31 protein-coding genes and 1 pseudogene are annotated in these 25,712 nt (G+C 70.1%); 11 read left to right on the top strand and 21 right to left on the bottom strand.

Translation table 11 applies throughout. The annotated features are described in order from the left end of the window. Positions 1 to 108: 108 nt before the first annotated feature. Positions 109 to 687, bottom strand: a complete 579-nt coding sequence (locus Raf01_RS40665) for a TetR/AcrR family transcriptional regulator (RefSeq protein WP_203923462.1) — start codon at positions 685 to 687, stop codon at positions 109 to 111. 85 nt (positions 688 to 772) lie between these two features. On the opposite strand from Raf01_RS40665, the gene Raf01_RS40660 reads away from it, so the two are divergent. Together Raf01_RS40660 and Raf01_RS40655 are read left to right on the top strand one after the other, a co-directional pair. Further along, positions 773 to 1,654: an SDR family oxidoreductase gene (locus Raf01_RS40660; protein WP_203923461.1), complete on the top strand. Its 882-nt coding sequence runs from the start codon at positions 773 to 775 to the stop codon at positions 1,652 to 1,654. An 84-nt stretch (positions 1,655 to 1,738) separates the two neighbouring features. After that, a complete protein-coding gene (locus tag Raf01_RS40655; protein ID WP_203923460.1) occupies positions 1,739 to 2,479 on the top strand; it encodes a M48 family metalloprotease in 741 nt (246 codons plus the stop codon). A gap of 39 nt (positions 2,480 to 2,518) precedes the next feature. On the opposite strand, the gene Raf01_RS40650 is transcribed toward Raf01_RS40655, so the two are convergent. From Raf01_RS40650 to Raf01_RS40640, 3 genes are all read right to left on the bottom strand, one after another. Continuing rightward, complete coding sequence (locus Raf01_RS40650; protein ID WP_203923459.1) at positions 2,519 to 2,749, bottom strand: PspC domain-containing protein; 231 nt, start codon at positions 2,747 to 2,749, stop codon at positions 2,519 to 2,521. Between the two features lie 72 nt (positions 2,750 to 2,821). Continuing rightward, entirely contained in the window at positions 2,822 to 3,382 is a 561-nt protein-coding gene (locus Raf01_RS40645; RefSeq protein ID WP_203923458.1) for an HAAS signaling domain-containing protein, read from the bottom strand. A gap of 41 nt (positions 3,383 to 3,423) precedes the next feature. Beyond that, positions 3,424 to 3,771, bottom strand: coding sequence for a PadR family transcriptional regulator (locus Raf01_RS40640; protein ID WP_203923457.1), 348 nt, complete (start codon positions 3,769 to 3,771; stop codon positions 3,424 to 3,426). A 186-nt stretch (positions 3,772 to 3,957) separates the two neighbouring features. On the opposite strand from Raf01_RS40640, the gene Raf01_RS40635 reads away from it, so the two are divergent. Further along, complete coding sequence (locus Raf01_RS40635; RefSeq protein WP_203923456.1) at positions 3,958 to 4,383, top strand: hypothetical protein; 426 nt, start codon at positions 3,958 to 3,960, stop codon at positions 4,381 to 4,383. Between the two features lie 190 nt (positions 4,384 to 4,573). Continuing rightward, positions 4,574 to 4,696: pseudogene (locus tag Raf01_RS40630) on the top strand (antibiotic acetyltransferase); the annotation flags it as partial. A gap of 7 nt (positions 4,697 to 4,703) precedes the next feature. Here Raf01_RS40630 and Raf01_RS40625 read toward each other — a convergent pair. The 6 genes from Raf01_RS40625 to recO form a co-directional block, all read right to left on the bottom strand. Beyond that, a complete protein-coding gene (locus tag Raf01_RS40625; RefSeq protein ID WP_203923455.1) occupies positions 4,704 to 5,981 on the bottom strand; it encodes a macrolide family glycosyltransferase in 1,278 nt (425 codons plus the stop codon). A gap of 2 nt (positions 5,982 to 5,983) precedes the next feature. Continuing rightward, positions 5,984 to 6,688: a VC0807 family protein gene (locus Raf01_RS40620; protein ID WP_203923454.1), complete on the bottom strand. Its 705-nt coding sequence runs from the start codon at positions 6,686 to 6,688 to the stop codon at positions 5,984 to 5,986. Then, entirely contained in the window at positions 6,685 to 7,350 is a 666-nt protein-coding gene (locus Raf01_RS40615) for a TetR/AcrR family transcriptional regulator (RefSeq protein ID WP_203923453.1), read from the bottom strand. The genes Raf01_RS40620 and Raf01_RS40615 overlap by 4 nt, the downstream gene beginning before the upstream one ends. 142 nt (positions 7,351 to 7,492) lie before the next feature. After that, positions 7,493 to 8,200: an alpha/beta hydrolase gene (locus Raf01_RS40610; RefSeq protein WP_203923452.1), complete on the bottom strand. Its 708-nt coding sequence runs from the start codon at positions 8,198 to 8,200 to the stop codon at positions 7,493 to 7,495. A gap of 118 nt (positions 8,201 to 8,318) precedes the next feature. Continuing rightward, complete coding sequence (locus Raf01_RS40605) at positions 8,319 to 9,116, bottom strand: isoprenyl transferase (RefSeq protein WP_203923451.1); 798 nt, start codon at positions 9,114 to 9,116, stop codon at positions 8,319 to 8,321. Further along, positions 9,113 to 9,925: a DNA repair protein RecO gene (recO, locus tag Raf01_RS40600; protein ID WP_203923450.1), complete on the bottom strand. Its 813-nt coding sequence runs from the start codon at positions 9,923 to 9,925 to the stop codon at positions 9,113 to 9,115. The genes Raf01_RS40605 and recO overlap by 4 nt, the downstream gene beginning before the upstream one ends. 139 nt (positions 9,926 to 10,064) lie before the next feature. On the opposite strand from recO, the gene Raf01_RS40595 reads away from it, so the two are divergent. Both Raf01_RS40595 and Raf01_RS40590 read left to right on the top strand, forming a co-directional pair. Continuing rightward, complete coding sequence (locus tag Raf01_RS40595; RefSeq protein WP_203923449.1) at positions 10,065 to 11,237, top strand: MFS transporter; 1,173 nt, start codon at positions 10,065 to 10,067, stop codon at positions 11,235 to 11,237. 67 nt (positions 11,238 to 11,304) lie between these two features. Beyond that, positions 11,305 to 12,024 (top strand): TetR/AcrR family transcriptional regulator, encoded by a 720-nt coding sequence (locus tag Raf01_RS40590; protein ID WP_203923448.1) that lies wholly within the window; start codon positions 11,305 to 11,307, stop codon positions 12,022 to 12,024. Here Raf01_RS40590 and Raf01_RS40585 read toward each other — a convergent pair. From Raf01_RS40585 to Raf01_RS40575, 3 genes are all read right to left on the bottom strand, one after another. Then, positions 12,013 to 13,230 (bottom strand): epoxide hydrolase family protein, encoded by a 1,218-nt coding sequence (locus Raf01_RS40585; protein ID WP_239134343.1) that lies wholly within the window; start codon positions 13,228 to 13,230, stop codon positions 12,013 to 12,015. The two genes, Raf01_RS40590 and Raf01_RS40585, sit on opposite strands and share 12 nt — an antisense overlap. A 15-nt stretch (positions 13,231 to 13,245) precedes the next feature. After that, entirely contained in the window at positions 13,246 to 13,908 is a 663-nt protein-coding gene (locus Raf01_RS40580) for a putative quinol monooxygenase (protein ID WP_203923447.1), read from the bottom strand. Between the two features lie 141 nt (positions 13,909 to 14,049). Further along, positions 14,050 to 15,246, bottom strand: a complete 1,197-nt coding sequence (locus tag Raf01_RS40575) for a low temperature requirement protein A (protein WP_203923446.1) — start codon at positions 15,244 to 15,246, stop codon at positions 14,050 to 14,052. A 483-nt stretch (positions 15,247 to 15,729) separates the two neighbouring features. On the opposite strand from Raf01_RS40575, the gene Raf01_RS40570 reads away from it, so the two are divergent. Together Raf01_RS40570 and Raf01_RS40565 are read left to right on the top strand one after the other, a co-directional pair. Further along, the gene (locus Raf01_RS40570; RefSeq protein ID WP_203923445.1) at positions 15,730 to 15,993 is read left to right on the top strand and encodes a hypothetical protein; all 264 of its coding nucleotides are present in this window, start codon (positions 15,730 to 15,732) and stop codon (positions 15,991 to 15,993) included. 188 nt (positions 15,994 to 16,181) lie between these two features. After that, positions 16,182 to 16,604: a hypothetical protein gene (locus tag Raf01_RS40565; protein ID WP_203923444.1), complete on the top strand. Its 423-nt coding sequence runs from the start codon at positions 16,182 to 16,184 to the stop codon at positions 16,602 to 16,604. Positions 16,605 to 16,608: 4 nt separating this feature from the next. Here the strand turns inward: Raf01_RS40565 and era are convergent, their stop codons facing one another. Next, the gene (gene era / locus Raf01_RS40560; protein ID WP_203923466.1) at positions 16,609 to 17,496 is read right to left on the bottom strand and encodes a GTPase Era; all 888 of its coding nucleotides are present in this window, start codon (positions 17,494 to 17,496) and stop codon (positions 16,609 to 16,611) included. A 200-nt stretch (positions 17,497 to 17,696) separates the two neighbouring features. Here era and Raf01_RS40555 point away from each other — a divergent pair, with 200 nt between their 5' ends. Further along, complete coding sequence (locus tag Raf01_RS40555) at positions 17,697 to 18,383, top strand: DUF4232 domain-containing protein (RefSeq protein ID WP_203923443.1); 687 nt, start codon at positions 17,697 to 17,699, stop codon at positions 18,381 to 18,383. A gap of 46 nt (positions 18,384 to 18,429) precedes the next feature. Here Raf01_RS40555 and Raf01_RS40550 read toward each other — a convergent pair whose 3' ends face one another. The 7 genes from Raf01_RS40550 to Raf01_RS40520 all read right to left on the bottom strand — a co-directional run bounded on the left by Raf01_RS40550 (position 18,430) and on the right by Raf01_RS40520 (position 24,452). Further along, positions 18,430 to 18,795 carry a cytidine deaminase-like protein gene (locus Raf01_RS40550; RefSeq protein ID WP_203923442.1) on the bottom strand — a complete coding sequence of 122 codons (366 nt, stop codon included), beginning with the start codon at positions 18,793 to 18,795 and terminating at the stop codon, positions 18,430 to 18,432. Further along, positions 18,788 to 20,068, bottom strand: a complete 1,281-nt coding sequence (locus tag Raf01_RS40545) for a hemolysin family protein (protein ID WP_203923441.1) — start codon at positions 20,066 to 20,068, stop codon at positions 18,788 to 18,790. The genes Raf01_RS40550 and Raf01_RS40545 overlap by 8 nt, the downstream gene beginning before the upstream one ends. A gap of 9 nt (positions 20,069 to 20,077) precedes the next feature. Next, positions 20,078 to 20,584 carry an rRNA maturation RNase YbeY gene (gene ybeY, locus Raf01_RS40540; RefSeq protein ID WP_203923440.1) on the bottom strand — a complete coding sequence of 169 codons (507 nt, stop codon included), beginning with the start codon at positions 20,582 to 20,584 and terminating at the stop codon, positions 20,078 to 20,080. A 118-nt stretch (positions 20,585 to 20,702) separates the two neighbouring features. Beyond that, the gene (locus Raf01_RS40535; protein ID WP_203923439.1) at positions 20,703 to 21,785 is read right to left on the bottom strand and encodes a PhoH family protein; all 1,083 of its coding nucleotides are present in this window, start codon (positions 21,783 to 21,785) and stop codon (positions 20,703 to 20,705) included. Between the two features lie 102 nt (positions 21,786 to 21,887). Further along, a complete protein-coding gene (locus tag Raf01_RS40530; protein ID WP_203923438.1) occupies positions 21,888 to 23,219 on the bottom strand; it encodes a serine hydrolase domain-containing protein in 1,332 nt (443 codons plus the stop codon). Then, entirely contained in the window at positions 23,216 to 23,566 is a 351-nt protein-coding gene (locus Raf01_RS40525) for a histidine triad nucleotide-binding protein (RefSeq protein ID WP_203923437.1), read from the bottom strand. The genes Raf01_RS40530 and Raf01_RS40525 overlap by 4 nt, the downstream gene beginning before the upstream one ends. A gap of 10 nt (positions 23,567 to 23,576) precedes the next feature. Continuing rightward, positions 23,577 to 24,452 (bottom strand): NAD-dependent epimerase/dehydratase family protein, encoded by an 876-nt coding sequence (locus tag Raf01_RS40520; RefSeq protein WP_203923436.1) that lies wholly within the window; start codon positions 24,450 to 24,452, stop codon positions 23,577 to 23,579. 82 nt (positions 24,453 to 24,534) lie between these two features. Between Raf01_RS40520 and Raf01_RS40515 the strand changes: the two genes are divergently transcribed. Next, positions 24,535 to 24,960: a MarR family winged helix-turn-helix transcriptional regulator gene (locus tag Raf01_RS40515; RefSeq protein WP_203923435.1), complete on the top strand. Its 426-nt coding sequence runs from the start codon at positions 24,535 to 24,537 to the stop codon at positions 24,958 to 24,960. Beyond that, positions 24,957 to 25,697 (top strand): SDR family NAD(P)-dependent oxidoreductase, encoded by a 741-nt coding sequence (locus Raf01_RS40510; RefSeq protein WP_203923434.1) that lies wholly within the window; start codon positions 24,957 to 24,959, stop codon positions 25,695 to 25,697. Before Raf01_RS40515 ends, Raf01_RS40510 begins: the two co-directional genes overlap by 4 nt. Positions 25,698 to 25,712: the final 15 nt, after the last annotated feature.

Below are 25,712 nucleotides of genomic sequence, written 5' to 3'. Positions count from 1 at the left end.
GGACAGCTGACCGAAGCCCGACCGTGGGGGCCACCCGGCCCCCACGGTCGCACCCTTCCGGGAGGCGTTGCCATCCGGGACGCGTCAGCGAGGACGCGAACCCCCGGTTCAGCCCAGCGATGCGCTCGCCGCCCGCAGCTCGTCCAGCGCCGCCAGGGTGTAATGAGCGAGCTCATCCTTGCCGTCACGGTCGCCCTCGGACCATTCGGCGTACCCCCGCTTGAAGGCGAGGACGCCCAGCTCACCCGCGATAGCCGCGGTCGAGTCGGGCACGCCCCGGGCGACCAGGGCGGTTGTCATCGCGGCCGCGAGGCTGACCCTCTTGAGGGCGTCACGCTCTTGAAGTTCGGCACTGGCGGCGACGGCCGCCTTCAGGCGAGGAGCGAACTCGCGATTCATGGAACCCATCGCGCTCGAGGCCCGCTCGAGACCGGCCCCGATCGCCTCGAGCGGACTGGCGTTTCCGGGTGCCTCGGCGATCCCCTCGGCCAGCAGCCGGCTCAGCGTCTCCTGCCCGGCCACCAGCAACTCGCGCTTATCGGGGAAGTGCCGGAAGAAGGTGCTCTTCGTCACCCCGGCTCGCAGGGCGATCTGCGCAACCGTCGTGGCGTCGTACCCCTGCTCGGTGAACAGGTCGACGGCGGCCACGACGAGGCGTTCGCGTGCTCCTGGTTCCCATCGACCCACGGGCCCATCATAGGCGATGGGACTCTTGTCCCGTCACTCTGATAGAGTGATGGGACAAGAGTCCCATCACTTGCGGGAGAACTCCATGCACGTCTTCGTCACAGGTGGCACCGGTCTGATCGGTTCCGCCGTCGTCGCCGAACTCCTCGGCAACGGTCACACCGTCCTCGCGCTCGCCCGCTCCGACGCGTCCGCGCTGGCGGCGGAGAAGGCCGGCGCCGAGCCGCTGCGGGGAGGTCTGGCCGACCTGGATGTCCTTCGCGCCGGCGCTGCCCGGGCCGACGGAGTGATCCACCTCGCATTCGCCAACGACTTCAGCAGTCCCGAGGCCCTCGCCAAGGCGGTCGCCGAGGAGAGCGCCGCCCTCGCGGCCCTCGGCGAGCAACTCGTCGGCAGCGACCGTCCCCTCGTCACCGTCTCGGGTACGCCCTATGTACCGGGCCGCGTCTCCACCGAGGCCGACCCGCCATCGACCGACGGGCCGGTCGGCGGCCGCGGCCGCGCGGTCACGGCGATCCTGGACCTGGCCTCACGCGGGGTCCGGAGCACGGCCGTACGCCTGCCGCGCACGGTCCACAACCAGGGCGAGGGCGGGTTCGCCGGCTTGCTGACCGCCATCGCGCGCCGGACCGGAGTTTCCGGCTACCCGGGCGACGGCGCACAGCGCTGGCCGGCCGTGCACGCCCTCGACGCGGCGGTCCTGTTCCGGCTGGCCCTGGAGCAGGCGCCGGCCGGGACCTCCTGGCACGCCGTGGCCGACGAGGGCGATGAGGTGCGTGACATCGCCTCGGTCATCGGCCGACGACTGGGCCTGCCGGTCGAGGCGGTACCAGTGGAGACCTACGGCCCACTCGGCCCGATCTTCGCCACCGACCAGCCCTCGTCCAGCACCCACACCCGACAGACGCTGCGCTGGGAACCGAAGCACCCGAGCCTTCTGGAAGACCTGGAGAACATCCAACCCTGACCGGCGACCGGGACGATCGGGCAGGCCCGCTGCCGGCACTCGCGCCGGCAGCGGGAGGCCGGCGTGATGGCGCACAATCCTGGCATGGCGTGGTGGCGGCAGGCGGATTGCCCGGTACGGCCGGTCGAGCGGGACTGGATCGAACGGTCGATGGACTGGTTCGTTACCGAGTTCGGGACGCAGCGCCTGCACGGCGAGGTGGTGCTGCCGACCGATGACTACTTTCCCGGCGCGTACCGGGGCACGCGGGAGGACATCCGGGCGGTACTGGCGCGGCTGTGCGCCCAGATGGACATCGACCCCTCGCGCGTGGACCTGGAGTACGACGCGGCCGACGACAACCCTGAGCTGTCGGCGTATGTCCCGATCCAATCGGAGTGGACGGGCGCGGCCGGGCATCACCGCATCCGCGATGGCCGTTCGGTCATCGGGATCCGTGACGATCAGGCTGCCCACCCGACGGCGCTGGTCGCGACCATCGCCCACGAACTGGGCCACGTCCTGTTACTGGGAGACGGCCGGATCTCGGCCCGGCAACAGGACCACGAGCCACTCACTGACCTGTTGACCATCTTCTTCGGCCTTGGCATCTTCAGCGCCAACGCCGCGTTCGAGTACACGCGAACAGTTCGAGGCACGTACAGCTACGCCCGCACCAGCCGGTTCGGTTACCTGACAGAGCCCATGTACGGCTACGGCTTGGCCCGGTACGCGTGGCTACGCGGTGACGCGGACCCGGGATGGGCGCGGTACCTCGACACCAATCCCCGCACTTTCCTCAGACGCGGCCTGCGTTACCTCTCCCAGGCAGACCGGGTCAGGTAACTCCGGCCAGGCCGGGAGCGGATCGCGCGCCGGGGCAGGTCACCTGGATCGGGGGGCGTTGGGAATGACGAACCACAGAATGAAGTAGGCGAGGAACTGGGGGCCGGGAAGCACGCAGGACAACACGAACAGCAGCCGCACCGTGTACGGACGCCATCCGAAGAACTCGGCGAGACCGCCGCAGACGCCACCGAAGACGTAATGCTCACGGGATCGGGTCAGTCTGGGCCGGGCAGAACTATTCGACGACGATGCTTCCGGCTGTGCCATGGGAATCCCTCTCTTTTGCCTGGGTTAGATTCGGTGACCGGCGAGCGACACCGCCGACGTCGGCCCGGCGGATCAGCGCGATGACCGGGCCCCGCGCAGCAGATAGCCGAACCCCGCCACCAGACCGGCCACGACCACGGCCAGGCCGATCACGACCACCACGCCAAGGTGGCCGGACGCCCGGTGATCGGCCGTCAACACCATCAGGGTGAAGACGATGGCGGCGGGCCAGATGAGCGTGCCGGCCCACTTGTGGCGTGCGTCCCAGCGGGGCCCGTTCCACAGCATCACGACCCCCGCGATCCATCCCAGCACGGGAATCACGAACCCGCCGAGCAACAGCACCAGCACCGTGGCCGTGTCGTAGGCAAGGCCACCGCCACCGCCACCGCCGGCGCCGGCCGACGGACGGGCACCGGACTGATCGGCGGCCACGGCCGCGATTTCTTCCGGAGTACCCAGTTCATCCAGGACGCGACGAACCTGCACCTCGCTGGCCGTGGCGTCGACCTTCTCGGCCAGGTGCGCGCCGATGTCTTGCATCAGCTCGGCACGGGAACCGGCGGGAAGGTCGACACTGGCCCGCCGCAACCGCTCCAGGTAGTCGGCGATCAGCGTGTCGGACGTGGGCATCTGCTCGCTCCTCACGATGCTCGGGGTGGTCGGTGCGGTACTCATGACGTTCCCGGCGTCATGAGCTGATCCACCGCGTCGCGAAACTGTGCCCACTCGCCGCGGAAAGCCTCCAGCGAGCGGCGCCCAGACGCGGTGAGCCGGTAGTACCGGCGCGGCGGCCCCGTCGGGGACTCCTGCCAGGTGGAGGCGACCAGCTTCTCGTCGCGCAGGCGCGACAGCAGCGGGTAGATGGTTCCCGCCCCGGCCGCCAGAGCCTGGCTGGCGGTCAGGGCGTCCACCAGTTCCACCGCGTAACGCTCCCGTTCGTCCAGTAGCGCGAGCACGCAGAACGCTATGGTCCCGCGCCGCAGCTCAGTCATCGGGTTCCTGGCCCGATCAGCTACCATGCCAGACATGGTACCCGGTGGCGCAAGAGACGCACGCCGGAAGGTCGGTGCCGCCAAGGCGACGGCCGACCCAGCGGGGGCAACAGGCGCACGCGAGGGGTGACGACCGGCGTCATTCCCCGTCGGGAATTGTTCGCGCGGGACGTTCGGCGGAGTGTGGGTCTCTCGTTGGGATGTGAGGGACAGATGATGATCCACATTGACGCGCAGGCTCTGGCCGATCGGTACATCTCGCTCTGGACGGAGCCGGATGCCAGGCTGCGCCGGTCGCAGATCGAGGCACTGTGGGCGGCGAAGGGCCGGCATGTGCTGCAACCGCCGCAGCAGTTCCGGGAGATCGCGGCGGAGTTGGGATTCGACCACACGACGCTGGAGGCTCACGGGTACGACGCGATCGAGACGCGGGTGCTGCGCAGCTACGACAGCTTCGTGGCCGGCGGGGCGTACACCTTCCGGGCCCGCAGGGATGCGGTGCGGCTGCACGACACGGTCCACTTCACCTGGGAGATGACGGACCTCGCCCAGGGCACGGTCGCGGGAGGGGGTCGAGAGGTGCTGGTGTTGGCCGAGGACGGGCTGATCAGCGTCGACTACATGTTCCCCGGGCTGTGAGGGCGGCGGCGGTTCGCCGGCCCGTGCCCGGGTGAGGCTCGTCCAGGTTCGGTGAACGCTCCGGCGGCTGCCAGTCGTCGTCGCTCGCGGCGTCGAGGACGTCGGCGGGCAGGCCGCCAGCGTCGGTCCTGCGCCGGTACAGCATCCTGATGTGGCAGTTGTCGCATGAGTGCAGTTCAGCGATGCCGACGTCGACCGCCTGCTCGCCGTGGCCTGGTGGGACTGGCCGCTCCAGCGCATCACCGAACACATCCGCACGATCATGTCCGGCAGCGTCGACGACCTGGAGAACGCGGCGACGGGCATCCGGTAGAGGCGCGTCAAGGCGTGCCGGCACACAGGGCGGCGGACCGTTGAGCCAACAGTCGCTGGACGGCGTCCATCGCCGCCGTCGCCCCACCTGTCGCGCGGACGACGTCGCGCATGGCCCGGACACTCCGGAGGATCCGCGGATCGGTCTGCGCTCGCTCGATCGCGGTGCGCAGACCGGCCGGCGTGGGAGCATCGGCGCCCAGATCGATCCCCAGTCCGAGTTCGGCTATCCGCCGGGCCACGGTCTGCTGTTCGGTCGTGCGGGGCAGACACACGAGGGGCACGCCGAAGTACAGGGCCTCCATCACGCTGCCCATGCCGGCGTGGGTCACGAACACCCGAGCCGTCGCGAGCGCGGAAAGCTGATCCACCGATGCTCGGATCTCGACGCGGTCGTTGCCGGCGTCCGGCACGGTACCGTCGTGGCCGATCGAGCCCATGGACAGCAGGCTTCGGGCATCGACCTGGCCGAGTGCGTCGATGATCGCGTCGTACGTCTGCGGGCGGTCGGTGAACGCGGTACCCAGCGAGGCATATATCTCGACCGGGCGGTGCCGATCCGGCGCACCGGTCGGGGTTGATGCCGCCAGCCGTGTCCTCAGACAGGGTCCGACGAACTCGTGCCCGGACCCGAACGTGTCTCCGGCGTACTGGAATGCCCTGGGCAGGAACGCGATGGCCTCATCGGTGCGGCCGAGCACGAAGTCGTCGACCGTCACGGGCTGCGTGCCCGTGGCCGTGGCGAACGCGGCGAGTTGGTCGGCGAGCGCACGGTAGGCGTGATGGTCCGGGTCGAGTACGGACTGCTGGTGGGTGGCCGCCGCGAGCGAGAAGTGTTCGTTGTACGCGAACGACACGAACACTTCGACGGCTGGCCGGCGCCACCTCTCGCCCAGCGCGCGACCCGTCGCGTAGGCCGTACGGTCGTAGAGCAGGACGTCCGGGATGTCATCGGCGAACGCCTTGAGGAGTTGGGGCACCACGTGTCCCGATTCGGCCAGCAGGATGAAGGGCAGGTAGGCCGCCAGTTCCGCCGCGGTGGGCGCCTGCGCCGGTGCGTCGACCGGGGGTGCCGGAGCCGGCCCCGAAGGAGGGCTGGCCGGTTGCGGTGTGAGCAGGGAGCCGTAGGTCAGCAGTCTGGCACCGGCGGTCTCGGCGGCCGAGCCGAAGCCCGCGGGCACGCAGTAGGTCACCCGGTGTCCTCGGGTCACGGCCTCGGTCACGAGGTCGATCGTGGGGTTGATGTGTCCGTGGGCGCCGATGGTGAGGATCGCGATGTGTGCCATGGTCAGGCCCGCAGACCGTGCTTGTTGGTGTACCAGAAGAACCAGGTCAGCAGGCAGCCGAGCATCACGACGTACTGGACGTTGGTGGCCAGCGGGACCGTTCCGATCGGCAGTGCGTACGCGATGATGACGCGCACCACCGCGTCGGCGATGAGCACGGCGCCGACGATCAGGCTGACGAACCGGATGTCCCGCCGGAACCGGGGTTCCTGCTCCCAACGGGCCTCCCACTGGGCGGCGCCCTCGTCGCCGATCTTCACTGTCGCGATAGCGCGGCCGGCGGCCAGCATGAACGGCCGGCGCATCAGCAGAGACACCAGGATCCAGGCGCCGAACAGGCCGGTCAGCCAGCCATCTTTCGCGTAGAGAATCCGTGGGTTGCCTTCGATGACCGAGACGGCGCCGCCGACGACGAACAGAGTCAGCATCACCAGGCCGAGTACGTCGACGGTGCGCTTGGTGACGACGTGAACGACGGTACGGATCGCCGGGATCGCGCTACTGATCAGGCTCGCCGGCAGGGCCGACAGGTTGAACGCGTTGAGCAGGACGTAGAACACAGCGGCGGGGGCGATCACGTCGATGAGCAGCTGGGTGGCCAGGTATCGGCGCAGATTCGCGTTGGCGGAGTTGCCGGTCGGGGTCGCCGGGGCGGTGACCTGAGGCTCGGTGGTCGTCGCGGGCTGGGGGTTGGGCTGGACGCTCATCGGTTTCCCTCCGGTGCGGTCGCGCGGGTGAAGAGCGCGACGAGTTCGTCGGCGTGATGGTCGATGTCGATGGTCGGCGTCATCGCGACCATGACTGCGGTGGTGTCGATCGCGGCGCGCAACGCCCGAGCCATGATCACGGGGTCGAAGTCCCGCATCTCGCCCGCGGCCTGTCCCATGCTGAACAGCTGCGCGAGCAGGAGTACGGCGACGTCGTCGTTGCCCACCCCGGGCGTGTCGCCGGCGGCTTCGGGTTGGTCTGACGTCGGCGCCTCGTCACGGGGAGCGGACGAGGCTCGCGCGATCTCGACGACGGCCTTCGCGTGCTTCGGGTACTCGGCCAGGAAGGCCAGATTCGACCGGATGTATGCCTCGAGCTTGCCGACCGCCGTCGGTTGGGCGTCGAGGGCCGGCCGCATCCTCGCCCCCGCCTCGGCGACGACGGCCGCGGCGACCGCCTGCAGCAGTGCCTCCTTGGAGGCGAAGTGGTAGCTGATCAGGCGGGTGCTGCTGAGGCCGGCGGCTTTCACGATGCGACCGAACGAGGTACCGGTGATGCCCTCGGTGGCCAGCAGATCGATCGTCGCGGCGATGATCTGCGCGCGGCGCGCCTCGGCGCGGTTGTCGACCGGAGGGGTGTTGTCCGGCTTTGTTATCTGCATGGATAACAGATTATCCAGACGAGTAACCCTCGTCAAGTACAAAATTATCCAAGCAAGTAACAGCGGTGGAGCTGCCCGGATCCGGGGTGCCGCGGGACCGCCCGGCGCCCCCGGAGCAACGGCCGGCCGCGGGACCGTGCCGTTATCTGCCGTACCCGATCGGTAGGGTCGTGCGCAGACCATCGGGTGCCGGCGCGGCCATCGCCGCTTCGATTGCCGGGCTCAGCGGTTGGGCGCCCACCGTGCCGACGACGAACTCGGTCGTCAATGCCCAGCAGTCCGCCGAGCGGCGCAGCATGAGATGGCCCTCGCCGGCGAGTTCAAAGCGAGCCAGATCTGGTACGACAGCCCGTGCCCGCTGCGCGTACGCCAATGACATCGCCGCGGAAGCGTCACCGCGGTCCCGGTCGCCGTGCATGACGAGCACCCGGCGACCCGCCAATTCGGTCACCGGCTCGTCTTCGGGCAACCACGGCGCGATCCCGACCACCGAGGCCACCGTCGGCTCGCTGGCGACCCGGAAGGCGGCCCGCCCGCCGAGCGAGTTGCCGATCGCACAGACCGGTACCGCTCCGTGCCTGCGGTGGATCTCCCCCAACGCCCAGCGGGCGTCCACCGCGGTGTCCGCGTCGCTGCCGTTCCAGCCGCGGTACCGGTAGCGCAGCAGATACACGGCCAGCCCGTCGGGTTCGCCGCGCTCGGCCAGGGTACGGGCGAGGGAACGCAGGCCGATGTCGACGAACTTCCAGTACCGACCGTGGCCGTTGACGGCACCGCCGGGCAGGATCAGCGCCGCGGCGCGCACGTCGGCGGTTTGGTGCCAGGCAACGAGTTCGGCTGTCCGTGTCATGCGATCGATCGTGCCAATGCCCGGCTCCCGCGGGTACGGTGCGCCGTCCCGTCTTTCCCGGGACATCTGTACCGGCCGGCGCGAGCCGGATGACCCGCACCGTGGCGGGACGTGGCCGTCAGTTGGCCGGAGGCGGGGCTACCGGGTTCGGGATCGCTCCGCCGAACCGCCGGTCCCGCTGCGCGAACAGCTCGCACGCGTACCACAGGTGGCGCCGGTCGAAGTCCGGCCAGAGCGTGTCCAGCGCGACGTACTCCGCGTACGCGCTCTGCCAGATCAGGTAGTTCGACAGCCGCTGCTCCCCCGATGGCCGCAGCACCATGTCCACGTCCGGGATGTCCGGGCAGTACAGGTACCGGCTCACCGTCCGCTCGGTGATCTTGTCCGGGTTCAGCTTGCCGGCCGCCACGTCCGCCGACATCGCCGAGAACGCGTCCGCCAGCTCCGCACGCCCGCCGTAGTTCACGCAGAACTGGAGCGTGATCAGGTCGTTGTGCCGGCTCATCTGCTCGGCGATCTCCAGCTCGTTGATGACCGAGCGCCACAGCTTCGGCCGCCGGCCGGCCCAGCGCACGCGTACCCCCATGTCCACGAACTGGTCGCGGCGCCGGTGGATGACCTCCCGGTTGAACGCCATCAGCCAGCGCACCTCCTCCGGCGAACGCCGCCAGTTCTCGGTCGAGAACGCGTACGCGGACAGGTACTTGACGCCCAGCTCGATGGCGCCCTCGATGACGTCGAACAGCGCCGCCTCGCCCATCTTGTGGCCCTCGGTGCGGGGCAGCCCACGCGCCTTTGCCCAGCGGCCGTTGCCGTCCATGATGATCGCGACGTGGTTCGGGATCGCCTCCCCCGGCAGCTTTGGCGGCTTCGCGCCGGAGGGATGCTGGGACGGGGGAACGTAGCTGCGCTTCACGCTAGGTCTCCATCGGTGGATCGCTGATTCTCATCCGCCCCACGGGTGGGGCTGGTCTTCGGGCTGGAGCGGTCGACCAGCGGCAGCGAGCGTAGCCCGCGCTCCAGGTGCCACTGCAGGTGCGCGGCCACCAGGCCGGCCGCCTCCCGGCGCGGGCCGGCCTCGGAGGAGTCGGCCACCGGCCAGTCGCCGGTTGCCAGCGCCGCCATCAGCTGAAGAGTCGCGGGCGACGGGTGGGCGGCACCCGGAGGGCGGCAGTCCTGGCAGACGCATCCTCCGGCCGGCACCGAGAACGCCCGGTGCTGCCCCTCGGTGCCGCACACCGCGCACTCCTCCAGCGCCGGTGCCCAGCCGGCCAGGGCCATCGCCCGCAGCAGGTACGAGTCGAGCACCAGCGAGCTGGTGTGCAGCCCCTCGGCCAGGACCCGCAGCGCCCCCAGGGTCAGCAGGAACAGCCGCAGGGCCGGCTCCTCTTCGATCGGGGTCAGCCGCTCGGCGGTCTCCGCGATCGCGCTCGCCGTGGTGTAGCGCGGATAGTCGTCGATGAACCGCTTGCCGTACAGGTCGATCGCCTCGACCTGGGACACCGAGTGCAGCGAGCGCCCCTCGGCGACCTGGACATCCACATGTCCAAAGGGTTCCAGCCGGGCACCGAACTTGGATGTGGTCCTGCGCACTCCCTTGGCCACCGCCCGGATCCGGCCGTGCCGGCGGGTGAACAGGGTGATGATGCGGTCCGATTCGCCCAGTTTCTGCCCACGAAGCACGACTGCGTCGTCGCGGTAGAGCTTGGCTCGCCACCCGTTCACCCTGCGATTGTGCCAGCCCGCCCCGACAGGCCCGGCCGGCGATCGCGTCACGGTCCCCGCCTGCGCCATCGCCTCGACGGCGGTGTGATCGAGGCCATGATCGCGAATATTAGTCGGTTGCCGTCTTGTTATTGGACAAGTGACAAATTCAAAGCCGGAGACCCGGCCCTCGTTGCGCACCTGGTTGGCGGTGATCTCGCTCGCGCTCGGCGCGGCGATCATCGTCACGACCGAGTTCCTGCCGGTCGGTTTCCTGCCGAACGTCTCCGCCGACCTTCACGTATCGCTCGGGGTCGCCGGGCTGATGGTGCTGGTACCGGGCCTGAGCGCGGCAATCGCGGCGCCCCTGGTCATCGTCGGCGCGGGCCGCCTCGACCGGCGCCGGATGATCCTGGTACTCGGCCTGCTGGTGGCGGTGTCGAACCTGCTCGCGTCGGTGGCACCGACGTTCTTCGTGGTGCTGCTGGCCCGGGTGTTCCTGGGGATCGCGATCGGCGGGTTCTGGGCCGTCGTACCCCCGCTCGGCTTCCGCCTGGCCGGTCCTCGGGCCGGCACCCGCGCAACCTCGATCATCCTTGCCGGCCTCTCCGCGGGTACGGTGGTCGGGCTTCCCGCCGGGCAGCTTCTCGGGCACCTGATCGGGTGGCGGGCGACCTTCGCCGGCGCGGCGGGTGCGGCGATTCTGATCGTCGCGGCGCAACGGGTACTCCTGCCGGAACTCTCCTCCGGCGGCAGCATGCGGTTCGGCCACCTCGCCAAGGTCTTCCGCGTACCGATGGCCCGAACGGTGCTGGTCGTCGGCGCGGTGGTGACCGTGGGGCAGTTCTCCGCCTCCACCTTCGTCACCCCGTTCCTGCTGCAGAAGGCGGACCTGGCCTCCGACCTGGCCACCGTGTTGTTCCTCGGCTACGGGCTGGCCGGCATCGTCGGCACGCTGCTGGGCAGTGCCCTCGTGGCGCGCAGCCGGATCTGGACCTTCGTCGGCGCCGCTGCCTCGTTCGGCGTCGTTCTGGTGTTCCTCCCCGCCCTGAGCGGCGCACCGATCACCGTGAGCGTCCTGTTCGTGGTCTGGGGGCTCATCTGGGGGCTGGTCCCGCTGGCGTTGCAGACCCTGATGCTGACGACAACCCCGGACGCGCCGGAAGCCTCGGCCGCCGTACTGATGAGCGTGTTGCAGTTGGCGATCGCGGTCGGCTCGGCGCTCGGTGGCCTGCTCGTCGACTCCGCGGGCCTGAGCCTGGTGTTCATCGTCGGTGGAATAATCGCGATCGTTGCTGGACTCGTCGCTTCCGTCGCCCGTCACGGCGTCTGATGGTGTGCGCGCCGAGGTCACGATGGTCGCCCTGGCCGGTGACCGCGGTCATGGAAGGCGGGTAGCGATGGAACCGACCCCGGAGGCGGGCCAGCCGGCGGGGGTTTCCGGCGGGCAGCGCCGTCGCGGGCCGGGACGCCCACCCGCGACGGGCGACGCGGTGTCCGCGCAGAGCATCCTCGACGCGGCGCTGCACGCGTTCGCGACCCACGGCTACGACGGCGTATCGGTTCGCACGCTCAACCGCGAGGTGGGCGTGAGCCACAGCCTGATCAACCAGCGCTTCGGATCCAAAGAGGGTCTGTGGAAAGCGGCCGTCGACCACGGTTTCGGCCAGATCACCCGCGATCTGGCCGGTGTGTTCGATCCGACGCTCACCGATCCGCTCGAACAGCTGCGCCTGTGGATCCGGCGCTTCCTGGAGCTGTCCGCGCAGCACCCGGAGCTCGTCGGCCTGATGAACATCGAGGGCCGGCAGGACACCCCAAGGCTCGCGTACCTCTACACCACCTACGTGCAGCCCGCGATGAGCCCCATCGCGGGGCTGCTGGAGCACCTCGCCGACACCGGGCGCATCCGCCGGGTCCCGCTGCGCACCTTCCACTTCCTGGTTGTCCACGGCGGCGCCGCCTCGCACACGCTGACCGCGCTGGCCGAGCACTTCGACCCGTCTTCGCCGTTGGCGACGGATGAGGTCGCGAGGCACGCCGCGCTGGTCGCGGACCTCCTCGTGGACGGACTGCGCCTCGACTCGCCGTCTGCCACGCGGCCGCGGTCACCGGAGTAGGCGGGCGAACTTGCGCATCTCTTCGACGAAGATCCCGGGCTGCTCGAACGCGGCGAAGTGGCCGCCTGCGGGTATCTGGTCGTTGAAGTAGATCAGGCCGCTGAACGCGCGCTGCGCCCAGATCCTCGGGATGCGCACGATTTCGCGGGGGAACACGCTGACGCCCACCGGCAGGTCCAACTCGACCGTGATGGTGTTCGCGACCTTGTACTCCCAGTAGATGCGCGCAGAGGACGTCGCGGTGTTGGTCAGCCAGTAGAGCGTGATGTTGTCCAGCAGCTCGTCGCGCGTCAGGACCTGCTCCGGGTCGTGGTCGGTGTCGGTCCACTCGGCGAACTTCTCGTAGATCCAGGCGGCCTGCCCGACCGGGGAGTCGGCCAGCCCGTACCCGAGGGTCTGCGGACGCGTCGACTGTTGCTTCGCGTACCCCGACCCGGCGTCCAGGGACCGCATCTGCGCCAGGGCGGCCTCTTCCTCAGCCGTCGGCTGCCCCCTCAGCGGCGGGGCGCCGATCGGGAACTCGGGAAGGGTGAAGTGCACGCCAGCGAGCCCGGCCGGTCGGATCTTCCCCAGCTGGCTGGTCACGATGCCGCCCCAGTCGCCGCCCTGCGCGAGATAGCGGTCGTAGCCGAGACGGGCCATCAACGCATCCCAGGCCCGGGCGATGCGCGATGGGTGCCACCCCTCATCGATGGGCTTGTCCGAGAAGCCGAACCCCGGCAGGGAGGGGATGACGACGTGGAACGCGTCCGCCGCGCCGCCGCCGTGGGCGGTGGGATCGGTCAGCGGACCGATCGCCTTGAGGAACTCGACCACCGATCCGGGCCAGCCGTGGCTGAGGATGATGGGTACCGCGTCTGCGTGCGCGGAACGTACGTGCAGGAAGTGGATGCCGACCCCGTCGATCAGGGTACGGAATTGGCCGAGGTCGTTCAGCTGCCGTTCCAGCCGCCGCCAGTCATAGTCCCGGGACCAGTACTCCGTCAGGTCCCGCAACCGGTCCAGGGGAACGCCCTGTGCCCAACCGGCGCGGGTCTCCCGGTCCGGCAGGCGGGCGTCCCGCAGCCGGTGGCGCAGGTCGTCGAGCACCCATCCGGGTACGTTCAGCGTCAACGGCGTGACGGTCGGCGTCGCCGGCGGAATCGACAGCTGTTCCAGGTCGGTCGCCGCGGCCAGGGTCCGCGTCGTGCCGCGTGGGGATGACACCGAGTGCCCCTGCCTCTAGCCGGGCACTCGGATCGCGCCGGGCGCGCTCACCATCGTCATGCTCAGCCCACTCCACGGCACCGACAGTCGCGGATCGACCTGGCCCCGCACGACGTCGTAGAAGACCGGGGTATTCATATGCTCGTCGAGCGCGGGCTTGCCAGTCCACGTCTCCCGGTAGAAGAGCGTGGTCGGGTCGTCGGCGACTTGATACAGGTCGTAGTCGAGGCAGCCCTCGTCGGTACGGGTCGAGTCCACCGCACCGAGCAGCGCCTGCTGTACCGTGTCGAGCCCGTCCGGCCGGACGTTGAAAAACGGGAAGAAGGTGAGCTGGCCCGAGTTGGGTTCCGGTCGTCGCCGGCCGGTGTCCGCGTTCGGGCGGGACAGCATCCGCGCGTTGATACGCGTCGGCGGGGCCGCCAGATCCGTCTCGGTGTGCGCTTCGAGAAACTCCCGCACGTACGTGCTGTCCACGTGAGCATCGACCGCTTCCTGGTTCGCCCAGTTGGCCAACACGTAGAACGCCCAGGGACGGTCGCGGTCCCGATACAGGTCGTAGTCGAGATTGCCTTCCTTCGTACGCGCCCCGTCAGCGACCCGCAGCAGCCCCTCGCACACCTGCGCCTCCCGGCCGGCCTTGGCGATGACCTGCGCCAGGATCCCCACCAAATCGGGCACTGGTGACGGCGATGACTGGTCCGACACGATGTCCGTTCCTTCCGGTAGCCGGCCGACGCCGCGCACGGGTCGCACGCAGGTCCGGTCCGCCGATACCCGCACCGGACCGAGCTATGCGGTCGCCTCAGGTCCCGGCGGGCATCACGCCTGCTCTGGTTCCGTTGCCAGCTCCCGCGGGTGAGCCCGCCAGCTCGCCACGTTCGCCACGGCGATGCCCAGCAGCACGATGACGACGACGACGCTGACCGCCACCATCGGCAGCAGCAGCACCCCGGGGACCAACGCACCCAGTACCAGCAGACCGGCCAGCCGCGACCACGACACCCGGCCGAAGACCGTGACATCGAACAGGGCACGCCCGGCCAGAAACAGCGCCGGCCCACCGAGTATCGCGGCGATCCAGGCGGGCTGGGCCCTGCCCGTCGGGTGGGCGATCAGCAGTTGGTCAGCGGCGGCGGTGAGCACCACACCAGCGATCATGAGCAGGTGCACGTGCGTGGCCGGGGTGGCTACCCGCCACAGGGTCGGCGACCGGGTGATCGCCCGGTCCAGCAGCTCACCGGCGCGGTAGATGTAGATCCGGCCGAGCAGCGCCGTGGTGGCGAACGACGCGACCAGCGCCGCCAGCCGCGTCGGGCTGAAGCCGTTCTGTGCGTACGCCTGGCCACTGACCAGTACCGTCTCGCCGAGCGCGATGATGAACACCTGGCGGTACCGCTCGGAGGCGTGCTCTCCGGACAGCCGCAGCTCGCCCAGCGGCGAGCGGCCCAGCCCGGGTACCGGCCAGCGCAGCAGACCGACCACGTACTCAAGCGCGGCGGCCAACCCCCACAGCAGCGGCTGCACCAACCCGTGGACGAGTCCCCCGACGATCCACAGCGGCGCCGAGGCGGCGAACCAGATCCCCCGCCGGACGCCGCGCCGGTGCAGGCCGACCGGGCGCAGGACACCGGTGTAGCTGATGCTGGCACCGAGATTGATGGCCACGTACAGCCCGGCGAAGATCTCGCTTTCGGGGCCGTAGGCGCGCGGGATCGCCGCCGCCATCACCAGGATGCCGGCCATCGCCGTGACGACGATGACCTGGATCCAGGTCAGCGACGGCTCGAGCGTGTCGGTCGCCCACGCGGTCAGCGCCCACAACCACCACAGCGGTAACAGCAGCACCAGGGTCCGCCCGGCGCCCGGCCAGTCGAAGTGCCGCACCAGGTACTGGGACAGCTCGGTCAGCGCGAACACGTAGACCAGGTCGAAGAACAGCTCCAGAAAGCGGGCACGCAGCGGTCGGTCGCGCCTGCGCAGCGGCTCGTGGCTCTCGGGAGTCGACGGCCCGCCCACGGAGGACGCCTACCCCGTCGGGCGCGACGCAACCGGCCATCGCCGGTCTCGGCGCGATGCTGGGCGACTTCACTCTGGGATGCGCACAGATCCGCCGTAGCAAATTTCGGGATTACGCATCGGACACCGAGGCTCTAATGTGAGCGGGGACCGAAAACCGGCCGGAGCGCGGACCGTCGGCCCTGCCAGTAGATAAAGCCGTGCCCCGGGCGGCATGCATAGCAGAGGCGGACCCGGGGCTTACGCAAAAACGGTAGCACGAAGCCACACCCTTGGCACCCCACCGAGCTGTACTGGTGGAACATCGAGATCTCGGCGGCGTTCTACGGCCCGCTGCACTGCCTTGAGCTCGTACTCCGCAATGCGCTCGATGCCCAGCTCCGCTCGCGCTATGCGCGCGACACATGATGGGACGTTGCCCTACTCACCGCGAGCGGGACACGTATGGTCACCGAGGCGCCCGACAAATGTCAGCGCAGAGGCGTGCGCAACGTGACGGCCGACGACGTGGTGGCCGAGCTGCAATTCGGCTTCTGGACCTCACTGTTGAGCAATCACAGAGGCTCACAGTATGGCCGTCTGTTATGGGTGCCAACCCTGCACCGTTCGTTCCCCCACTATCACGGCCGACGCAGAGACCTCCACGACAACTACGAGGCCATGCGTCTTCTGCGCAACAGGATCATGCATCATGAGCCCATTCACCACCGCGACCTGATGGCGACCACGACAAGATCTACCGGTTGATCAACTTCATTGATCCGGGCACGGCGAAAGAGTCCCGCGTGATGGACAGGGTGCCCGTTGCCCTCGGGCACCGCCAAGCGGTGTGCGATGGCTTGCGACCGCCGATGTTCTGACTGCCACTCGCGACTCTGGATCGGTCCGAGCTGAACTCATGATTGCCCCCGCCCGGCACGGGTAATCAGACACTCATGACGTACGGGGACCGGGCGCAGCCGCTGCCACGCCGGTTCACGTTCGCGTTCGACCGGCGGTTCATGCCGTTCCTGGCGCTCATCGGCGTACTGCCGCAGACCGCGTGGGTCAGCGTCGACGCGGAGTACCTGACCGTGGGGTTCGGGCCGTGGCGGCTGCGTACCCCGCGCGACAACGTGGTCGAGGCGCGCCGGACCGGCCCGTACCGGTGGTGGCGGGTCATCGGGCTGCGCCTGTCGCTGGTCGACCGGGGGATCAGCCTCGGCACGAGTACCGCCGCCGGAGTCTGCGTCCGGTTCGCCACCCCGGTCAGCGGGGTGATCGGCCGGTGGGCACACCATCCGGCGTTGACGGTGACCGTCGAGGATCCCGACGCGCTGATCGACGCCCTGGGCATCGCCACGCCCGGACCGGCGTGAGCCGTCAGAAACCCAGGCGGCGCAACTGCTTCGGGTCGCGCTGCCAGTCCTTGGCGACCCGGACGTGCAGGTCCAGGTACACCCGGCCGCCGAGCAGTTCCTCGATGGCGCCGCGCGCCTGAGTGCCCACCTGCTTGAGCCGGCTGCCGCCAGCCCCGATCACGATCGCCTTCTGGCTGCTCCGCTCCACGTACACGTCGGCGTAGATCTTGGTGAGGTCCCCTTCGGGGATCATCTCCTCGACCAGTACCGCGATCGAGTGCGGCAGCTCGTCCCGGACCCCCTCCAGCGCCGCCTCCCGGATCAGCTCCGCGATCAGCACCTGCTCCGGCTCGTCGGTGAGCATGTCGTCCGGGTACAGCTGGGGGGACTCGGGCAGGTGACCGGACAGCACCGACACCAGCTCGTCGATCTGGTGGCCGGAGACCGCGCTGACCGGTACCACGTCGGCGAAGTCGGCCAGCTGGCTGACCTCGACCAGTTGCTGGGTCAGGTCTTTCTTGGAGACCAGGTCGGTCTTGGTGACGACGGCGACCAGGGTCGCCTTGAGTCCGGCGATCTCGCCGGTGATGAACCGGTCGCCCCGGCCGATCTCCTCGTCGGCCGGGATGCAGAGGCCGATCACGTCGACCTCGCTCCACGCCTCGCGGACCAGATCGTTGAGGCGCTGACCGAGCAGGGTACGGGGGCGGTGCAGGCCGGGCGTGTCGAGCAGGACCAGCTGGGAGTCGGGTTGGTGCAGCACGCCCCGCACCACGTGCCGGGTGGTCTGCGGGCGGTTCGAGGTGATCGCGATCTTCTGGCCGACGATCGCGTTGGTCAGCGTCGACTTGCCGGCGTTGGGCCGGCCGACAAAACACGCGAAACCAGCACGGTACGTCACGGCGCCCAGCTTACCGGTACCGGCGACGCGGTCGCCCGGGCGGAGTCAACCCGCGGCGCTACCCATCACGCCATCCGCACAATCACGCACGCTACCTGCGCAACTGCGGTCGGTTACGCGGCGTGTACCTATCGACGTGGTGGCGTGCCGGACCGTGACGGCCACTGGCCCGTCGCGGGACCGGACGCCCGTCGAGAACAGGAGGCGCCATGCGTACTGACTCTCTAGCCCCACTCCGCCTGGCCGTCCTCGCAACCCTGGCCGGCCTCACCGGGCTCGCCGGGCTCGCGGGCTGCGCGAACAGGCCCGGGACGGCACAGGGCGTCCCGGCACAGACCATCCCGGCGGGTGGGGTCACCACAACCGCCCCGGCCTCATCCCCGTCCACCCCGGCGAGCACGCCCCCTCGGGCCGGCGCGACCGCTCCGGCGGCCCCGGTCCGGACCGGCAGCACCCACCACCAACCGGCCCCGGTGGGCTCCTGCCGGGCCAGAGACCTGGTGCTCGACTCGATCCAGGGCGACGGCGGCGGGGGCAGCGCGTTCGAGACGGTCACCGTGACGAACGACTCTCACACGGCCTGCCGGCTGCCGAGTACCCCGTCGATGGTCTACACCGACACGCACGGGACCACGCGCAGGCTGCCCACCTCGCCACAGGTACCGAATCCACCCGCCATGCTGATGCGTCCGGGGAACGAGGCGCAGTTCACGCTCCGTATCGTCAACGGGTACGGCGGCTACAACCCGTCTTCACCGGCCTGCGCCCACCCGGCCACGTACCAACACATCGCCCTCACGCTCCCCGATGGGCGGCTGGCGTTGACCGGGCTGACGCTCGACGTGCTGTGCGACGGCATCACGGTCACCGGCTGGAGCGCCCCGCAGGCAAGCTGACCCGGCTCCCGGCCAGGAAACGGCTCGGCCGCCGGTCGAGCAGGCGTCAGTCCGTGATCGCGCCGAGCACGGCACCGTTCGGCGCGACCAGGTGAATGGCGGCCTGCGCGGCCAGGTCCCGGACCGCGGCCCGGCCGGAGTCGTCCACCGTGGACGCCTCGGTGACCACCGCCGCCGCCTCCAGGGTCGAGGCGCCGGCCGCGACAGCCGAGGCGACCGCGTACTGCAGCGCGGTCAGGGACAGCGACGGCAGGGCGATCGTGGCCCCGGCGTAGGTGCGGCCGTCCCCGTCCCGTACCGCGGCACCCTCGACCGCACCGATCCGGGCGCGCGCTGACCGGGCGAGCGTGACCAGCTTCTGGTCCTCGGCGGCGAGGTCGCTCACGACCGTGGCGGCGGGTTGGTCAGGCATCGGCGGGCTGCCTCTCGTCTCGGGTTTCGGACAGCGGATTCTCCGGCTCGACCACCCGCCGCACCAGTACCGTGTCGATGCGGTTGCGGCGGCCCGTCGTGCCCTCGGCGGTCATCTGCAGCCCGGCGACGGTCGCGTCCGCTCCCGGGATCGGAACCCGACCCAGCTCGTGCGCCATCAGCCCGGCCACCGTCTCCACCTCGTCGTTGGGCAGCTCGACGTCGAACAGCTCGGCGAGATCCTCCACGGACAGTCGCGCGCTGACCCGGATCGAGCCGTCGCCCAGCCGCTCCACCGGCGGCCGTTCGACATCGTACTCATCGGTGATCTCGCCAACGATCTCCTCGAGGATGTCCTCGATCGTGACCAGGCCGGCGGTGCCGCCGTACTCGTCGACCACGATGGCGATGTGAGTGCGGGCCGCCTGCATCTCCGACAGCAGGTCGTCGACCGGCTTGAACTCCGGAACGAAGGCCGCGGCGCGCATCAGCTCGCGGACCTCGTTGGTGTCCTGGGCGCGGATCACGTCCTTGAGGTAGAGGATGCCGACCACGTCGTCGACGTTCTCGACGATCACCGGAATCCGGGAGAAGCCGGAACGCAGGAACAGCGCCAGGGCCTGCCGGCCGGTCTTGGTCGCCTCGATCCACACCATCTCGGTGCGCGGGACCATCACCTCGCGCACGATCGTGTCGCCGAGCGAGAACACGGAGTGGATCATTTCTCGCTCGCCGTGCTCCACCACGCCCCGCGCCTCGGCCAGGTCGACCAGCTCGCGCAGCTCGACCGTGGTCGCGAACGGGCCCTCCCGGAAACCCCGGCCCGGGGTGAACGCGTTACCGACGAGGATCAGCAGCCGGGCCAGCGGCCCCAGTACCCGGCCCAGCCAGCGCACCGGCGGGGCGGCGTACCGGCCGACGGTGTACGCGTGCTGCCGGCCGATGGTACGGGGAGCGACCCCGACCACGACGAAGCTGACCACGAGCATGGAACCCGCGGTCAACGCCCCGGCCGTCCAGCCCGCGCCCCAGGTGTCGATGGTGACCAGCGCGACCAGTGTGGTGGCGGTCAGCTCGCAGGCCAGCCGCAGCAGGAGCAGCAGGTTGAGGTGGCGCACCACGTCCCCGGCCACGACCTGCAGCGCCCGGGCTCCGCGTACCCCCTCCCGGGCCATCTCCCCGGCGCGGGCCGGGGAGATCCGCGACAGCGCCGCGTCGCTCATCGCGAACAGGCCGGCCAGAATGATCAGCCCGGCGGCCACCAGGAGCAACATCGCGCTCTCCTAGACGGGGCCCACAGCGCCCGGCTGTCCGTCGGACGCGCGCCCGGTGTTCTTCGCCTGCCAGCCCGACAGCAACCGGGCCTGGAGGCCGAACATCTCGCGCTCCTCCTCCGGTTCGGCGTGGTCGTACCCGAGCAGGTGCAGCACGCCGTGCACGGTGAGCAGGTGAAGTTCGTCGGCCGTCGAGTGGCCCACGTTGCCGGCCTGCTTGGCCGCCACCTCGGGGCACAGCACGATGTCGCCGAGCAGCGTCGGCTCCGTGCCCGCGCCCTCGCCGGGGCCGTGATCGACGCTGCCCTCGTCCATCGGGAACGCGAGCACGTCGGTCGGGCCGTCGCCGTCCATCCACCGGTGGTTCAGCTCGGTCATGTATTCCAGGTCGACCAGCAGGATGGACAGCTCGGCGAGCGGGTTGACGCCCATCTCGTCCAGTGCGTGCCGAGCCACCGCCAGGATCGCGTCGGTGTCGACGTCGACCCCGGACTCATTGGCGATTTCGATGGACACTTCCCGCTCCCCCTGGTTTCCCGCCGGCCCCGTTCCGGCGGACGCTTCCTGTGCGGCCCCGCTCCGTCCGGGTCCGTGCGGCCCGACCGGGCCGCCCGTCCCGGCGACGCCGGCCGCGTCAGCGGCGTCGCGCGGCACGTCCGTGCGCCGTCCGGCTGGCGGGCAGCGTGTGCGGTCCAGGCGCCTCCTGGGCGGCATCCCACTTGGCGTACGCGTCCACGATCTCGCCGACCAGCCGGTGACGGACCACGTCCGCGCTCGACAACCGCGCGAAGTGTACGTCCTCGACACCTTCCAGGATTTCCTGGACCACCCGCAGGCCGCTGCGGGTGCCTCCGGGCAGGTCGACCTGGGTGATGTCGCCGGTCACCACGATCTTGGAGCCGAACCCGAGCCGGGTCAGGAACATCTTCATCTGCTCCGGCGTGGTGTTCTGCGCCTCGTCCAGGATGATGAAGGCGTCATTCAGCGTCCGGCCGCGCATGTATGCCAGCGGAGCCACCTCGATCGTGCCGGCCTGCATCAGCCGCGGGATGGAGTCCGGGTCGAGCATGTCGTGCAGCGCGTCGTACAGCGGCCGCAGATAGGGATCGATCTTCTCGTACAGGGTGCCGGGCAGGAAGCCCAGGCGCTCCCCGGCCTCGACCGCCGGACGGGTGAGGATGATCCGGTTGACCTGCTTGGCCTGCAGCGCCGCGACCGCCTTGGCCATGGCCAGGTAGGTCTTGCCGGTGCCGGCCGGGCCGATCCCGAAGACGATGGTGTGCTTGTCGATCGCGTCGACGTAGCGCTTCTGGCCGAGCGTCTTGGGCCGGATCGTGCGCCCCCGCCGGGAAATGATGTTGAACGTGAGTACTTCGGCGGGCCGCTCGGCGGTGCCTTCCTCGAGCATGCCGACGGTGCGCCGCACGGAGTCCGCGGTCAGTGTCTCGCCCTTCTGGATCAGTTCGAGCAGCTCGGCGAAGACCCTCTCAGCGAGCGCGTTGTCCGCAGGGCCGCCGGAGATGGTGATCTCATTGCCCCGCACGTGGATGTCACTGGCCAGGGACTTTTCGATCAGTTTGAGAATTTCGTCGCCCGCGCCGAGCAGGCTGACCATCTGTTGAGGATCGGAGACTGAGATCTTGGTTTGCACCCGTGGCGCCGCCGCACTGGGGCCGCTCCCGGCCGGGGCCGCGCTGGGGGGTGGGCTGCTTGTCATGGGTCGGCCTCGCGGGCCTGCTGCCACCTTCCATCCGGCGAAGTATCAGGACTTCAATGGTATCGGCCCGCCGCCCGGACAGCCTCCCCCCAGCCATGATCATCAGGACCCGAAGGTCTGCTGGTCGCGGGTGAACCGGTAGGTCGCCCAGTGCATCAGCACCACCGCCCCGGAGGCCGGGTCCCGGCTCAGCCGGAGCAGCTCCCCCGCTTCCCGGCCGGAGACGGTACGCAGCCGGTCCGGCTCCAGCTCCTCGAAGATCGCCGGCGGCTTCCCAGCCGGGTCGTCCGCGCGCCGTGCCCGCAGGGCACCATCGCGCCAGGTGAAAACGTACTCGTACCCCTCGCTCCACCACCGGCCCAGCACGCTCCGGTACGACTCGGGGGCCGGCTCGCCGGGCCGCCACGGTGGGATCTCGGCCGGATCGCGCTTGGCGGCCTCGGCCAGCAGGGTGTGCGGCAGGCTCAGGATCTCGGTCGCCGTACCGGAGGAGCCCAGTACGGCGGCGCCAAAGGCCGGCGGCGAGTCCTTGCCCCGCCGCCCGTACACCCCGGCCAGGAATCCCGGCATCGCACCGTCGTGACCGACATGGATGATCCGCTCACCCTGCGGCACCAGGATCAGGCCCAGCCCGAACCCGGTGCCCCACAGTGCCTCGTCGGTCACCGTCAGCGGCCAACGCATCTCGTCGAGCGTCGCCGGAGCCAGCACCCGCGCGTCCGGGTCCAGCGCCGCCGGGTCGGCCAGGAACGCCGCCCACCGGGCCAGGTCGGAGGCGGTGCCCCAGAGCTGCGCGGCCGGACCGACCGCACCGAAGTCGGTGGACGGCTCCGGACGGGCGTGGTCGGAGTAGGCGTCCACCAGGTACCCGGTGGTCGCCTTGCCGGTCGGCCGCACCGTGACGCCGGACAGCCCCAGCGGCGTGAGGAGCTGGTCGACCAGCACCTCCTCCCAGGTGCCGCCGCGCAGCTTGCCGACCAGGTACCCGAGGATCGCCATGCCCAGGTTCGAGTAGTGGTAGCGGCGGGCCTGCGGCAGAACCCGTTCGGCCTGCGCCAGGTCGGACAGCAGCGTTCCGGCGTCCGGGGCCCGCATGGAGTCCCACATGTCGCCGAACGGCTCGCGCTGCAGGCCCGCGGTGTGCGAGAGCAGGCGACGGATCGGCAACTCGCCGTGCGCCGGCAGGTCGATGTGCCGCCCGACCGGGTCGTCGAGGTCAAGCAGCCCCTCGTCGCGGCAGCGCATCAGCAGGATCGCGGTGAACGTCTTGGTGACCGAGCCGATCCGGAACTGGGTGTCCGGCTCGGCGCCGACCTCATACGTCCACAATGGACGGTCAGCACGGTGCAGCGCCACGGCGAGGGCCGGGATCCGGCCGTCACGCTGGGCTCGCTGGACCAGCCTCTGGTAGTGGTGGGAGGGCTCGCAAGTCACTCGCAGAGCATAGGACCCAGCGGACGGCCGCCGAGGACGTGCGCGTGCACGTGGGCCACTTCCTGCCCGCTGTCCGGCCCGGAGTTGAACATCAGCCGGTACCCGCGCTCCCCCAGACCCTCGGCCCGGGCCACCTCGGCGGCCGAACCCAGAACCTCGCCGGCCAGCGCCGGGTCGGCCGCGGCGACCGCGGCGACGTCCGCGTGGTGGTCCTTCGTGATGACCAGCACATGTACCGGCGCCTTCGGCGCGATGTCCCGGAAGGCCAGGGTGTTCTGCGTCTCGTGGACCACGGTGGCCGGAATCTCCCCGGCGACGATCCGGCAGAACAGGCAGTTGTCGACCATGGCAGGCAACTTACAGTGCGCCCGCCGCCCGCGCCGCGTACACGCTCGGGTAGATGGGTCGGTAGCCCAGTTCCCGGCGGATCCGCTCGATGTCCACGATCCCCTCCCAGGGGTCCACCTCGTCGGCGACCTTCTCTACGTTGGGCGACGTCCCTGCCGGCGACGACGTCGGTTGGCTTGGGGCCTGCCGACCCTGCAGCGCGTACAGCTCCCAGGCGGTGATCGGGGCGTCGTCGGCCAGGTTGTAGATCCGCCCGTCGATGCCTTCCGCGCGCAGTGCCAGGGTCACGCCCTGGGCGACGTCCGCGTGGTGGGCCATCTGCAGCCGCCAGTGCGCCGGCCGCCGTGCGGCGAACCCGAGCGACTCGGCCAGGTGCGGGTCGCCGTCGCCGTACACGAAGGGCAGCCGCAGGATCCGCAGGCCCAGCCCGGCGTTCCGGTGCAGGTCCAGCAGTGCCCGCTCGGCGCGCACCTTGGCGGCCGGGTAGGTGGCTGCCGGCGCGGGCTCGTCGCCCTCGTTGGCCGGGCGGCCACGCCCGGGGCCGTAGACCAAATTGGTACTGGAGAACACGAACCGCCCAACCCCGGCATCCAGGGCGGCACGGGCGAGCCCCACCGTCGTGTCGTGCGTGGCCGCCACGATCTCCTCGTCGCTGACCTGGCGGAACGCGGCGGCCAGGTGCACCACCGCGTCGACGCCGGCCACTGCCTGCTTGACCGTGTCCGGATCGAGCAGGTCGCCGGTGACGACCTCGATGCCCCGCTCGGCCAGGCCCGCGGCCCGGCCCGGGTCGCGCACCACCACCCGGACGGTGTCGCCAGCCGCCAGGCGCGGTGCCAGGCGGCTGCCCACCCGGCCGGTCGCTCCGGTCACCAGTACACGCATGTGCTCCCCCTCGGGATATCGTGAGCCGACTAATGATTCACGTTAGCCGGCTAATAATCATCGGTCAAGTAGCGTGTGTGTCGTGCAACGCGACGAGTTCCAGACGGCGTTCTGGTCCACGAAGAGGGCCATGGCCGAGGCGGCCGAGGCCGCGTTCAACCAACACGGGGTCCGCGCCGGTCAGCAGTTCATCCTGGAACGCCTGTGGGAGACCGACGGGCAGACCCCCGGTGAGCTGGCCAAGGCACTCGGACTCGCGACGCCGACGGTGACCCGGACGGCGACCCGGATGGAGACCGCCGGCCTGCTGCACCGGGAGGCGCACCCGAGCGACGCCCGCCTGGTCCGGCTCTGCCTGACCGACCGCGGGCGCAGGTTGGAGAAGACCCTCGAACAGGAGCGGCGCCGGCTGACCGAGCGCGCCCTTCGGGGCCTGACCGACGATGAGCGCGAGCAGCTGGTCCAGTTGCTCGAAACCATCCGCACCAATCTGGGAGAGCGCAAGTGAGCCGAGCAGTACTGATCACCGGAGCGTCACGGGGCATCGGGAGGGCCGCCGCGATCGCCTTCGCCGAGCGGGGCGACCGGGTCGCGGTACACCACCGCGACAACGCCACGCTGGCCGAGAAGCTGGTCGCCGACCTGCCCGGCAGCGGGCACGTGGTGGTAGGGGCGGACCTGGCCGACCCGGACGCGGTGCGCACCATGGTCGACGAGGCCGCGCAGGCGCTGGGCGGGATCGACGTCCTGGTCAACAACGCCGGCATCTTCGCCCCGCACCGCATCACTGAGGTGTCCTACGAGCAGTGGCAGGCCGGCTGGCGCCGTACCGTCGACGTCAACCTGATCGGCGCCGCCAACGTCACGTACTGCGCCGTACAGCACATGAAGTCCGGGGGCGCGATCGTCAATGTGTCCTCCCGCGGCGCGTTCCGTGGCGAGCCGGGCCAGCCGGGGTACGGCGCCACCAAGGCGGGGCTCAACGCGATGGGCCAGTCACTGGCCGTGTCGCTCGGGCCGCTCGGCATCCACGTGGTGACGGTCGCGCCCGGGTTCGTGGACACCGACATGGCCACCGAGAGCCTGCGCACGCGCGGGCCGGAACTGCGGGGGCAGAGCCCGTTCAACCGGATCGCGCAGCCGGAGGAGATCGCCGCGGCCATCGTCTGGTTCGCCTCGCCCGAGGCGCAGTGGGCCAGCGGTACCGTCGTGGACCTCAACGGCGCCTCGTACCTGCGTACCTGACCGCCAGCGGCGGTT

The sequence above is a fragment of the Rugosimonospora africana genome (genome assembly GCF_016862975.1).
Taxonomy (GTDB): domain Bacteria; phylum Actinomycetota; class Actinomycetes; order Mycobacteriales; family Micromonosporaceae; genus Rugosimonospora; species Rugosimonospora africana.
This window is presented reverse-complemented; position numbering and strand designations above follow the sequence as displayed.

Coding starts and splice junctions, on each gene's coding strand:
- Raf01_RS40650 (WP_203923459.1), bottom strand. CDS start 2,749: ATGGCACAGCCGGAAGCATCGTCGTCGAATAGTTCTGCCCGGCCCAGA.
- Raf01_RS40635 (WP_203923456.1), top strand. CDS start 3,958: ATGATGATCCACATTGACGCGCAGGCTCTGGCCGATCGGTACATCTCG.
- Raf01_RS40520 (WP_203923436.1), bottom strand. CDS start 24,452: ATGCGTGTACTGGTGACCGGAGCGACCGGCCGGGTGGGCAGCCGCCTG.
- Raf01_RS40565 (WP_203923444.1), top strand. CDS start 16,182: ATGACGTACGGGGACCGGGCGCAGCCGCTGCCACGCCGGTTCACGTTC.
- Raf01_RS40555 (WP_203923443.1), top strand. CDS start 17,697: ATGCGTACTGACTCTCTAGCCCCACTCCGCCTGGCCGTCCTCGCAACC.
- Raf01_RS40535 (WP_203923439.1), bottom strand. CDS start 21,785: ATGACAAGCAGCCCACCCCCCAGCGCGGCCCCGGCCGGGAGCGGCCCC.
- Raf01_RS40645 (WP_203923458.1), bottom strand. CDS start 3,382: ATGCCCACGTCCGACACGCTGATCGCCGACTACCTGGAGCGGTTGCGG.
- Raf01_RS40655 (WP_203923460.1), top strand. CDS start 1,739: ATGGCGTGGTGGCGGCAGGCGGATTGCCCGGTACGGCCGGTCGAGCGG.
- Raf01_RS40640 (WP_203923457.1), bottom strand. CDS start 3,771: ATGGTAGCTGATCGGGCCAGGAACCCGATGACTGAGCTGCGGCGCGGG.
- Raf01_RS40660 (WP_203923461.1), top strand. CDS start 773: ATGCACGTCTTCGTCACAGGTGGCACCGGTCTGATCGGTTCCGCCGTC.
- Raf01_RS40610 (WP_203923452.1), bottom strand. CDS start 8,200: ATGACACGGACAGCCGAACTCGTTGCCTGGCACCAAACCGCCGACGTG.
- Raf01_RS40525 (WP_203923437.1), bottom strand. CDS start 23,566: ATGGTCGACAACTGCCTGTTCTGCCGGATCGTCGCCGGGGAGATTCCG.
- Raf01_RS40550 (WP_203923442.1), bottom strand. CDS start 18,795: ATGCCTGACCAACCCGCCGCCACGGTCGTGAGCGACCTCGCCGCCGAG.
- Raf01_RS40545 (WP_203923441.1), bottom strand. CDS start 20,068: ATGTTGCTCCTGGTGGCCGCCGGGCTGATCATTCTGGCCGGCCTGTTC.
- Raf01_RS40625 (WP_203923455.1), bottom strand. CDS start 5,981: ATGGCACACATCGCGATCCTCACCATCGGCGCCCACGGACACATCAAC.
- Raf01_RS40615 (WP_203923453.1), bottom strand. CDS start 7,350: ATGCAGATAACAAAGCCGGACAACACCCCTCCGGTCGACAACCGCGCC.
- Raf01_RS40620 (WP_203923454.1), bottom strand. CDS start 6,688: ATGAGCGTCCAGCCCAACCCCCAGCCCGCGACGACCACCGAGCCTCAG.
- Raf01_RS40590 (WP_203923448.1), top strand. CDS start 11,305: ATGGAACCGACCCCGGAGGCGGGCCAGCCGGCGGGGGTTTCCGGCGGG.